Consider the following 10,663-nt stretch of genomic DNA (forward strand, 5'->3'; position numbering starts at 1 on the left):
CTCTCCTGGTCGTCTACGTCCGGCGCAACGTCGAGGACGCCCCTCAGGCCGCCGAGGTGCGCCGCACCGGCGCCGGACGGGGCTCCTTCACCACCGTCCTCACACCCCCTCCCACGGGCYGGCACGCCACCCCCGCGACCCCGCACGGTGCCGAGGAGGAGGCCCTGCCGTCCTCCGCCGGCCTCCGCGACGGCGCGCCCGCCGGGGGCGCGGCCGGCGCGGCCGCCCTCGATGGCGCACAGCCGCCGGCCGTCGTGCCGCCCGCTCCGCCCGCGTCGCGGACCGAGCCCCGGGCCGCTGCACTTCCGGGCGCCCCGTCCGCACATGCCGCTGCCGCCGGCCTCCCGACGCCCGCGGCGACGGGGGCCGCGCCGCAGGCGGAGGCCCTCGTCGGGCCCGTSCCGGACGTGTCGGCCCTCCTCGTGCCCGAGCCGGACGTGTCGGCCCTCGTCGTGCCCGCCCCGGACGTGTCGGCCCTCGTCGGGCCCGTGCCGGACGTGGAGGCCTTCGTCGTGCCCGCCCGTGGGAGGGGGTGTGGCGTGCGTGGTCATGAGGCCTCCGAGCGGTCCGCGGCCATGCCGGCGGCGTCGAGCAGGGCGGTGCCGACGATCAGGTCGGCGCCGCCGAACTCCGGGTCGTCGAGCTGTGTGCCGTCGTCGACCGCGAACAGCAGGCGCTCCTCGCCCTGCCGGTAGGCCGTGCCGACCGGCGGGCTCGCGGCGTGCACGGCGAGCAGCGCGACCAGGTACGGGAGGTCCGGGTCGAGGCGCCGGGCGTCGGCGAGGAGCCCGGAGAGCCGGCGCGGCGCGTCGTGCTCCAGGTCCAGCAGCCGCATCGCCTGCGCGAGCTGCTCCTCGCTGAAGCGGCTGTCGTCGGGCGTGGCGATCAGGTCGGGCTCGGGCATCTCCGCGCCGAGGTGCTCCCGCTCGACGGGCGGTGTGAGGAGCATCTCGACCAGATCGCCCACGCGCACGGACACGGGGGTGCGCAGTCCCGTGCCGCGGGCGAAGAAGGCGTCCGTGACCCTGCCGGCCTGCTCGACGGGGAGCGGCAGCAGCGGGGCGACCAGCTGCCCGTACAGGTCTATGCCGGTGTACGAGGTGGGCGCGGCGAAGGCCTGCCGGTCCTGCTCGGCGCGGAACAGCGGTCCGGCCTCCAGGAGGCGGGACTGGAGCTGCGTGTGGCGGCGGATGCAGTCCTTGACGATGTCGACGAGCTCGGCGGCACGGCGCTTGTGCTCCTGGTCCTCGGTCTCGTCACGGGCCTTGCGGATGTTGGTGAGGATCGCGTTCTCGTGGCGGTACCGGTCGGCGACGTGGTCCAGCGCCTCGGCGATCATGTCGGGGACGGCGTTGAGCCAGTCCACGGCACGGACGTTGCGCCGGGTCGCCTCCAGGGTCCTGCGGAGGGTCTCGGCGTACTGCACGGTGCGGTACCGGGCCTGCTCGGCGGCGAGCTGGGCGTCGGCGAGACGGCCCCGGCTGATCAGCACCTCCAGCTTCACCTCGGCGGCGATCTGGGCGCTGGTGACGTCGGTGTCGAGGGCGCCGACGAGGACGTTGACCGCCTCGTCGGTCGTCCGCAGGTAGACGCCGCCGCCGTACCCGGGGACCTCCTCGATCAGCTTGAAGTCGTAGTCGCGGCGGGTGTAGACGCCGTCCGCGCCGAAGGTGCCGTAGACGGCACGGAAGCCGCGGTCGACGCTGCCGACGTTGATCAGGTTCTCCAGGACCCAGCGGGCGACGCGCTCGTGCTCGGCGACGGCACGGCCGGGGGCCTGGGCGGCGACGCGGGGCAGCAGCCGGGCCACGATCTGCTCGTGGTCGGCGCCCGTGTCGAAGTCCATGTTCAGGGTGACGAGGTCGATGGCGGAGAGTGCCACCTCGGCCATCGCGTAGACCGAGTACTCCCCTGCGAGGTTCGCCTTGCGGGTGTCCAGGTCGTGCAGTGGCGCCGTGCACGCGAGCGCGCGAAGCCGCCGCGCGAGCCCTTCGTCGGCGGCCGGGCCCGGCGCGGGCCGCGGCCCCGCGCTGAGCTGGGGCGGAACGAAGTCCGTCGAGGCAGGCGAAGTCACGGAGCACAGATTAGGTCCTCGCACAGACAACGGTCGAAACGGCGCAGATGCGACCGGTCGGAGCGGGCAAGCTGGAGGGTTGCGCGTCGGCCCGCGCACGCCGGGAGGGACCCCCGGGGCCGGAGCCGCCGCCGGCCGGACCGGTCTCCTGCGGGCCGCGCGCCGTGCGTCGGGGCGTCCCCCGATCGAGGGCGACGCATCCCGGAACCGGATCGTCCGGCCCACGCCTTCGCTCGCCGGCCGCGTCCCCGCCGGCCTCAGGGCCTGTCCGGCTCCTCGACCGCCCGGGCGTAGACCTCGACGATCCGGGTGCGCGAGTCGTCGAGGTAGCGCGCGAGCAGCCGCTCCGCCGTCGCCCGCTCGCCCGCACGCAGTGCGCTCAGGATCTCCCGGTTGCGCACGAGATACGGCTCGTGCAGTCCGCGCGGGTCGTCCACGGTGTGGAAGGCGAGTCGGAGTTCGGCGAGGACGCCCCGCATCAGTTCGTCCGTGCGGGCACTGCCGGCCAGGGCGACCAGTTCGCGGTGGAAGTGGATGTTGGCGGTGGAGACGCCGTTCCAGTCCGCCGCGCCGGCCGCCTCCTCGCCCTCCCGGACGGCCTCGGCGAGGCCCTCCAGGGCGTACGGCGGCTCCCCCAGGCCACGCACGACGGCGCATTCGACGAGGCGCCGGGTGCGGTAGATGTCGGCGACGTCCTCGACGGCCAGCACCCGGACGAAGACGCCCCGGTTGAGTTCGTGGACGAGCAGCCGCTCGTGCGTGAGCAGCCGGAACGCCTCGCGCAGTGTGTTGCGCGACACTCCGAGCGCGCCGCCGATGCTGTCCTCCGACAGGCGGGTGCCCGGCGGGAAGAACCCCTCGGTGATCCGGGTGCGCAGGATGTCGGCCACCCGCTCCGCCGTGCTCGTACGCCCCAGCAGCGCCCGGTCGTCGGCCAGTTCGTCGATTCCGCCCACGGTGTTCCGTTTCCCTCCGTCGTCCGCGGCCGAGTCAATCGCACAAACGAGGACGAGACAACATGCCTCTTGTCGGATCGTTCAACAATCCTCTACGTTAGCGACACCGCACGGCTCTTCGGTACGTCACTCAGGCACGCTCCTCCCCCTCTGCGAGGTGCAGATTGAGCAGGACCCAGCCCCACGAGCAGACCCAGCAGCGGAACGACCGGCAGACTCACGACGAAAAGCCCCTCGACACAGGCGTGTTCGCCTGGCTGCGCGCCCTCGGGCCACGCGGCTGGCGCGCCTTCGCCGGCGCCTTCGGCGGATACGCCCTCGACTCCTACGACTTCTTCACGCTGCCGTTGTCGATGGTGGCCATCGCCGCCTACTTCGGCCTCGACAAGGGCCAGACCGGGCTCCTGACCACCGTCACCCTCGTCGTGTCGGCGATCGGCGGCGCGCTGGCCGGCGTTCTGGCCGACCGCATCGGCCGGGTGAAGGCCCTGATGATCACGGTCGCCACCTACGCGTTCTTCACCGTGCTCTGCGGATTCGCGCCGAACTACGAGACCCTGCTGGTCTTCCGCGCCCTCCAGGGCCTGGGCTTCGGCGGCGAGTGGGCGGTCGGCGCGATCCTGGTCGCCGAGTACGCCTCCGCGAAGCACCGCGGCCGTACCCTCGGAGGCGTCCAGAGCGCCTGGGCGGCCGGCTGGGCACTCGCGGTGATCGTCTACACGCTGGTCTTCCGGTTCGTCGACGCGGACACCGCCTGGCGGGTGATGTTCTGGACGGGGGCCCTGCCCGCTCTCCTGGTCGTCTACGTCCGGCGCAACGTCGAGGACGCCCCTCAGGCCGCCGAGGTGCGCCGCACCGGCGCCGGACGGGGCTCCTTCACCACCGTCCTCACACCCCCGCTGCTGCGCACCACCCTGTTCGCGGTGCTGCTGTCGACGGGTGTCCAGGGCGGCTACTACACCCTCGCCACCTGGGTCCCGACCTTCCTGAAGACCGAGCGGGGGCTGACCGTGGTCGGCACCGGCGGCTATCTGACCTTCCTGATCTCCGGGGCCTTCCTCGGCTATCTGACCGGAGGCCTTCTCACCGACCTGCTCGGCCGGAAGAAGAACATCGCGCTCTTCGCCGTGCTGTCCGCGGTGTGCATCCTCGTCTACACGCACGTTCCCGAGGGCGCGAACACCCTGATCCTCTTCCTGGGCTTCCCCCTGGGCTTCTGCATGTCGGCGATCTTCAGCGGCTTCGGCTCCTTCCTCGCCGAGCTGTACCCGACGGCGGTCCGGGGCACGGGGCAGGGGTTCACGTACAACACCGGGCGGGCGGTCGGCGCCATCTTCCCCACGCTCGTCGGCTTCCTCGCCGAGAGCTGGGGCGTCGGCGGCGCGCTGGTCTTCGGCGCCGTGCCACCTCCGGAACGGCCCCGCGCGGGTGCCGTCCGGGGATGACGGGACAGCCCTCAGACCAGCTCCCTCCCCCGGGTCTCGGGCAGGCCGAGCAGCGCGAGCACGGCGAGGGCGTATCCCACGGCGCCGGAACGCCCTCGCGCCGCACGATCCGCACCACCCGCACCACCCGCACCACCCGCACGACCCGCACCACCCGCACGACCCGCACCACCCGCACTGTCCGCACCGCCCGCACGACCGGCGGGCCACCACCCGCACCACCGGGGGAAGAAGGGGAACGACCCGTGATCCATGCCTCGATCGACCTCAACGCCGACCTCGGCGAGGGCTTCGGCCGCTGGACGCTGACCGACGACGAGCAGCTGCTCTCGGTGGTCACCAGCGCCAACGTGGCCTGCGGCTTCCACGCCGGGGACGCGGCCACCATGCGCCGCGTGTGCGAGCTGGCCGCGGCCCGCGGCGTGCGGATCGGCGCCCAGGTCTCCTACCGCGACCTGGCCGGCTTCGGCCGGCGTTCGATGGACGTTCCGGCGGACGAACTGGCCGCCGAAGTGGCCTACCAGATCGGCGCGCTGGAGGTCTTCGCCCGCGCGGCGGGCTCGCGGGTCTCCTACGTCAAGCCTCACGGCGCGCTCTACAACCGGGTCGTCCACGACGAGGAGCAGGCCGGGGCGGTCGCCGAGGGAGTGCTCCTCGGCGGCGGCGGCGAACCGTTGCCGGTGCTCGGCCTGCCGGGCTCCCGGCTGCACGCCGCCGCGGGGAAGGCCGGTCTGCCGGTCGTCGCGGAGGCGTTCGGCGACCGGGCGTACACGGCGGAGGGCACCCTGCTGCCACGGGGGCAGGAGGGTGCCGTCGTCACGGATCCGGCGCGGGTGGTGGAGCGTTCGGTGTCCATGGCCCGGTTCGGGGTCGTCACCTCGCACTGCGGCGAGACGGTCGAGGTCCGGGCCCGTTCCCTCTGCCTGCACGGCGACACCCCGGGCGCGGTCGGGCTGGCCCGGCGCGTCCGGGCGCGGCTGGAGGCCACCGGGGTCCGGGTGGAGGCGTTCGCATGAAGGCGCGCCGGGTGTTCCGGGTCGGCGAGCGGGCGTTGCTCGTGGAGCTGACGAGCGGGGCCGAGACCGAGGCCTTCCACGCCGAGCTGCTGCGCCGCAGGGAAGTGGGCGCGCTGCCCGCCGTACGGGAGATCGTGCCGGCCGCGCGCACGGTGCTGCTCGACGGTGTGGAGTCCCCGGACCTGCTGGCCGGGCAGCTGCGGGAGTGGACCGTTCCGCCGCTCCGGGCGCGGGTGGAGAAGGCGGTCGAGGTGCGGGTCCGGTACGACGGTCCCGACCTGGCCGAGGTCGCCGGCCTGTGGGGGGTGTCCGTGGAGACCGCGGTCCGGATCCACTCGTCCGCCGAGTTCCGCGTCGCCTTCTGCGGGTTCGCGCCGGGGTTCGGGTACCTGACGGGGCTCGGCGCGGGATACGAGGTGCCGCGGCGGGCCACGCCCCGTACCTCCGTGCCCGCCGGTTCGGTCGCGCTCGCGGGACCGTACACGGGCGTGTACCCGCGGTCGTCTCCCGGCGGATGGCGGTTGATCGGCTCGACGGACGCCGTGCTGTGGGACGCGTCCCGCGAACCGGCCGCCCTCCTCGCGCCGGGCACCCGGGTGCGCTTCGTGGCGGCGGGCCGATGAGCGATCGCGCTCTCGCGGTCGTACGGGCCGGGGCCCTGACCACCGTGCAGGACCTGGGACGGACGGGGTACGCCCAGCTGGGCGTACCCCGCTCGGGCGCGCTCGACCCGGGGGCCGCGCTGCTGGTGAACCGACTCGTCGGCAACCCGCGGGACGCGGCGGTCCTGGAGACCACGGTCGACGGATGCGCCGTGCGGCCCCGCTGCCCGGTGACGGTCGCGGTGGGCGGGGCGCCGTGCCCGGTCACCGTCGACGGGCGTCCGGCCGCGTGGGGGACGACCGTGCGGGTCGGGGCCGGTTCGGTCCTCGACGTCGGCGCGGCCGTGCGCGGCCTGCGCTCGTACGTGGCGTTCGGCGGCGGGATCGCCGTCGAACCGGTACTCGGCAGCCGCTCCACCGACCTGCTGTCCGGGCTCGGCCCGGATCCGCTGGCGGACGGGACCGTGCTGCCGCTGGGAGGGGACACGGCCGCACGGGGGTCGGTCGACACTCCCCCGTGGCCGGGCCCGCCGGACGAACTCGTCCTGCGGGTCCGGCTCGGCCCCCGCGAGGACTGGTTCACGCCGGGCGCTCTGCGCACCCTCGCCACGCGCGCCTACCGGGTCTCCGCGGCGAGCAACCGCATCGGGCTGCGGACCGAGGGCCCGCCCCTGGAGCGGGCCGTCACCGGCGAACTCCCCAGCGAGGGCATGGTGCTGGGCGCCGTCCAGGTGCCACCGGACGGCCGTCCGGTGGTCTTCCTGGCGGACCATCCGACGACGGGCGGCTATCCGGTGGTGGCGGTCGTCCGGGAAGGGGACCTGGCGGCCGCGGCCCAGGCGGTCCCGGGCACGGCGGTGCGGTTCGTCCCGGTCCGCTGAGCGGCCGGCGTCCCAGGCGCGGGCAGCCGTACCGGCCTCGGCGCGCGGCCCGGGTCACGCCTCGGGGGGTGCGCAGCCGCCTCCCGGGGACGGCTCGCCTGCGGCCGCCCCGGGCGGGCCGTATCCGCCGCCGCCCGGGGTGCGCAGCACGAGCACGTCGTCCGGGCCGACGTCGGTCGTGTCGGCGCCCCGCAGCCGGTCGACGGTGCCGTCGGCGCGCTCCACGAGGTTCTCGCCGAGGGCGCCCGGCTCGCCGCCGGCCATGCCGTACGGCGGCACCCGGCGGTGGCCGGTCAGCAGGGCCACGGTCATCGGCTCCAGGAAGCGGAGGCGGCGTTCGACGCCGGCGCCGCCGCACCAGCGGCCGCGGCCGCCGCTTCCCTCGCGGACGGTGAAGGCGTCCACCCGGACCGGGTGGCGCCACTCCAGGATCTCGGGGTCGGTGAGCCGGGAGTTGGTCATGTGGGTCTGGACGGCGTCGGCGCCGTCGAAGCCGTCGCCCGCGCCCGAGCCGCTCGCGACCGTCTCGTAGTACTGGACGCGGGAGTTGCCGAACGTCACGTTGTTCATCGTGCCCGAGCCCTCGGCCTGGACTCCGAGCGCGGCGTAGAGGGCGCCGGTGACGGCCTGGGAGGTCTCCACGTTGCCGGCGACGGTCGCGGCCGGGTGGACGGGGGCGAGCATCGAGCCGGGCGGGACGCGGACCTCCAGTGGTTCCAGGCAGCCGCTGTTGAGGGGGATGTCCTCGTCGACGAGGGTTCGGAAGACGTACAGGACGGCGGCCATGACCACGGACGTCGGCGCGTTGGTGTTGCCGGGCCGCTGCGGGGACGTGCCGGCGAAGTCGATGACGGCGGACCGCCGTTCGCGGTCGACCCGGACGGCGACCTGGATGACGGCGCCGTCGTCGGTCTCGTAGCGGTACGCGCCGTCCCGCAGCCCGTCGAGGATCCGGCGGACGGACTCCTCGGCGTTGGCCCGCACGTGCCGCATGTAGGCGTGGACCACGTCGAGGCCGAACTGGGCGACCATGCGGCGCAGTTCCTCGATGCCCTTCTCGTTGGCGGCGATCTGGGCGCGCAGGTCGGCGAGGTTGGTGTCCGGGTCGCGGGAGGGGTACGGCGCGCCGGTGAGCAGGGCCCGGGTCTCGTCCTCGCGCAGCCGCCCGTCGCGGACCAGCAGCCAGTCGTCGAAGAGGACGCCCTCCTCGTGGACGGTCCGGCTGAAGGCGGGCATGGAGCCGGGGGTGATGCCGCCGATCTCGGCGTGGTGGCCGCGGGAGGCGACGAGGAAGAGGAGCTTCTCCCCCGCGTCGTCGTGGACCGGTGTCACCACCGTGACGTCGGGGAGATGGGTCCCGCCGTGGTACGGGTCGTTGATCGCGTACACGTCGCCGGGGCGGAGCCGGTCGCCGCCCCGGCGCAGCACCTCCTTGATGGACTCGCCCATGGAGCCGAGGTGGACGGGGATGTGGGGGGCGTTGGCGATGAGGTTGCCCTCGGCGTCGAACAGGGCGCAGGAGAAGTCCAGGCGTTCCTTGATGTTGACGGAGTGGGCGGTGTTCTCCAGGCGGACGCCCATCTGCTCGGCGATCGCCATGAAGAGGTTGTTGAAGACCTCCAGCAGGACCGGGTCGACGTCCGTGCCGACGGCGACGCGGGCCGGACGGGGCCGGACGCGGGCGAGGACGAGGCGGCCGTCGTCGCCGGCCTCCGCGCGCCAGCCGGGGTCGACGACGGTGGTGGCGTCGGCCTCGGCGAGGATCGCCGGCCCGTCCACGGCGTCGCCCGGGCGCAGTTCCTCGCGCCGGTACAGCGGAGTGTCCGCGGGCTCGCCGCCGCTGTAGGCGCGGACGGTGGCCCGCGGTACCGGGGCGTCCCGCCTGTCCCCGGGATCGGCCGCCACCGGGCCGTGCGGCCCGGCGCGTCCGACGGCCTCGACCGAGACGGCCTCGACGACGAGGGGCTTGTCCATGGTGAAGGCGTAGCGCGCGCGGTGGGCCGCGGTGAACGCGGCCGTCATGTCCGCGGGCGGGCCGAGGTCCACCGGAAGGCTCGCGTCCGTCCCGGCGTAGCGCAGCAGGACGCGCGCGCGGGTGGTGATCGCGGAGTCCGGCAGCCGGTCCTCGCGCAGTTCCGCCCGGGTCCGGTCGGCGAGTCCGGCGCAGAGCTCCGCCACCCGCTCGGGGGTGCCGGGGGCGGCGAGTTCGGCCTCGACGGACTGTTCGCGCATGGCCGTGGCGTCGGCGAGGCCGATGCCGTAGGCGGACAGGACGCCGGCGAGCGGGGGGACGAGGACGGTGTCGATGCCGAGCGCGTCGGCGACGGCGCAGGCGTGCTGACCGCCGGCGCCGCCGAAGCTGGTGAGGGCGTACCGGGTGACGTCGTGGCCGCGTTCGACGGAGATCTTCTTGACGGCGTTCGCCATGTTGAGGACGGCGATCTCCAGGAAGCCGGCGGCGACCTCCTCGGGGGTGCGTCCGCCGCCGACCCGCTCGGCGAGCGCGGTGAACCTCTCCCGTACGACGTCGGGGTCGAGGGGCTGGTCACCGCGGGGACCGAACACGGCGGGGAAGTGGGCGGGCTGGACGCGGCCGAGCATCACGTTGGCGTCGGTGACGGTGAGCGGCCCGCCGCGGCGGTAGCAGGCGGGGCCGGGTACGGCGCCGGCGGAGTCGGGGCCGACGCGGTAGCGCCGCCCGTCGTAGTGGAGGACGGAGCCGCCGCCCGCGGCGACGGTGTGGATGCTCATCATGGGGGCCCGCATCCGCACCCCGGCGACCTGGGTGCCCAGTTCGCGTTCGAACGCGCCGGCGTAGTGGGACACGTCGGTGGAGGTGCCGCCCATGTCGAAGCCGATGACGCGGTCGAAGCCCGCGCGGTGCGCGGTGCGGGCCATGCCGACGACGCCGCCGGCCGGACCGGACAGGACCGCGTCCTTGCCGCGGAAGTGGGCGGCCTCCCGCAGGCCGCCGTTGGACTGCATGAACATCAGCCGTACGCCGGCGAGTTCGCCGGCCACCTGGTCGACGTAGCGTCGGAGGATCGGCGAGAGGTACGCGTCGACGACGGTGGTGTCGCCGCGCGGCACGAGCTTGATCAGCGGACTGACCTCGTGGGAGCTGCTGACCTGGGGGAAGCCGAGGGCGCGGGCGAGGGCGGCGACGCGGACCTCGTGCTCGGGGTGCCGGTAGCCGTGCAGGAGGACGACGGCGGCGGACCGGAAGCCGTCGCGGTACGCGGCCTCGAGCCCGGCGGCGACGGCGTCCTCGTCGAGCGGTCGCAGGAGACGGCCGTGGGCGTCGACGCGCTCGGGGACCTCGATCACCCGCTCGTGGACGGCCTCCGGGAGCACGATGTGGCGGTCGAAGAGCCGGGGCCGGTTCTGGTAGGCGATGCGCAGCGCGTCCCGGAAGCCCTCCGTGACGAGGAGGACGGTCGGCTCGCCCCGCCGTTCCAGAAGCGCGTTCGTGGCGACGGTCGTGCCCATCTTGACGACGTCGATCCGCTCGACGAGGACGCCGTCGCCGCCGGGCTCGAGGCCGCGTACCGCGACGGCTTCCGGTCCGCCGCCGTCGTCCTCCTGCACGGCTACCGGCACCCCGAGCACGAGGTCCGCGTCGCCGCCCTCGCCCGCGCCCTCGGCTTCCCCCAGGTCAGCAGCTCCCACGAGGTCAGTCCGCTGATCAA

Annotated in this window: 6 protein-coding genes and 2 pseudogenes; 5 read left to right on the forward strand and 3 right to left on the reverse strand. The window is 74.5% G+C overall.

From position 1 onward, the window contains the following. Positions 1-547 precede the first annotated feature (547 nt). Both EAO71_RS07745 and EAO71_RS07750 read right to left on the reverse strand, forming a co-directional pair. On the reverse strand, positions 548-2,074 hold the full coding sequence (locus tag EAO71_RS07745) for a hypothetical protein (RefSeq protein ID WP_147977034.1): 1,527 nt from the start codon (positions 2,072-2,074) through the stop codon (positions 548-550). A 257-nt stretch (positions 2,075-2,331) separates the two neighbouring features. Beyond that, positions 2,332-3,030: a GntR family transcriptional regulator gene (locus tag EAO71_RS07750; protein ID WP_147977035.1), complete on the reverse strand. Its 699-nt coding sequence runs from the start codon at positions 3,028-3,030 to the stop codon at positions 2,332-2,334. A gap of 164 nt (positions 3,031-3,194) precedes the next feature. Here EAO71_RS07750 and EAO71_RS07755 point away from each other — a divergent pair, with 164 nt between their 5' ends. The 4 genes from EAO71_RS07755 (at position 3,195) to EAO71_RS07770 (ending at position 6,974) form a co-directional block, all read left to right on the forward strand. Then, on the forward strand, positions 3,195-4,475 hold the full coding sequence (locus EAO71_RS07755) for an MFS transporter (protein WP_187282600.1): 1,281 nt from the start codon (positions 3,195-3,197) through the stop codon (positions 4,473-4,475). Positions 4,476-4,720: 245 nt separating this feature from the next. Beyond that, entirely contained in the window at positions 4,721-5,491 is a 771-nt protein-coding gene (locus tag EAO71_RS07760; protein ID WP_147979168.1) for a LamB/YcsF family protein, read from the forward strand. Further along, positions 5,488-6,114 carry a 5-oxoprolinase subunit B family protein gene (locus EAO71_RS07765; protein WP_147977036.1) on the forward strand — a complete coding sequence of 209 codons (627 nt, stop codon included), beginning with the start codon at positions 5,488-5,490 and terminating at the stop codon, positions 6,112-6,114. Before EAO71_RS07760 ends, EAO71_RS07765 begins: the two co-directional genes overlap by 4 nt. Then, positions 6,111-6,974 (forward strand): 5-oxoprolinase subunit C family protein, encoded by an 864-nt coding sequence (locus EAO71_RS07770; RefSeq protein WP_147977037.1) that lies wholly within the window; start codon positions 6,111-6,113, stop codon positions 6,972-6,974. Before EAO71_RS07765 ends, EAO71_RS07770 begins: the two co-directional genes overlap by 4 nt. Before the next feature lie 54 nt (positions 6,975-7,028). Here the strand turns inward: EAO71_RS07770 and EAO71_RS07775 are convergent. After that, positions 7,029-10,517 (reverse strand): annotated as a pseudogene (locus EAO71_RS07775) (hydantoinase B/oxoprolinase family protein); the annotation flags it as partial. Here EAO71_RS07775 and EAO71_RS38635 point away from each other — a divergent pair. After that, a pseudogene (locus EAO71_RS38635) lies at positions 10,494-10,663 on the forward strand (hydantoinase/oxoprolinase N-terminal domain-containing protein); the annotation flags it as partial. The pseudogenes EAO71_RS07775 and EAO71_RS38635 sit on opposite strands and share 24 nt — an antisense overlap.

This window comes from Streptomyces sp. MS191, from assembly GCF_008042125.1.
Classification (GTDB): domain Bacteria; phylum Actinomycetota; class Actinomycetes; order Streptomycetales; family Streptomycetaceae; genus Streptomyces.

What these genes read in the sequence shown, in the direction of transcription:
- EAO71_RS07765 (WP_147977036.1), top strand. Translation starts at nt 5,488, where the DNA reads ATGAAGGCGCGCCGGGTGTTCCGGGTCGGCGAGCGGGCGTTGCTCGTG.
- EAO71_RS07770 (WP_147977037.1), top strand. Translation starts at nt 6,111, where the DNA reads ATGAGCGATCGCGCTCTCGCGGTCGTACGGGCCGGGGCCCTGACCACC.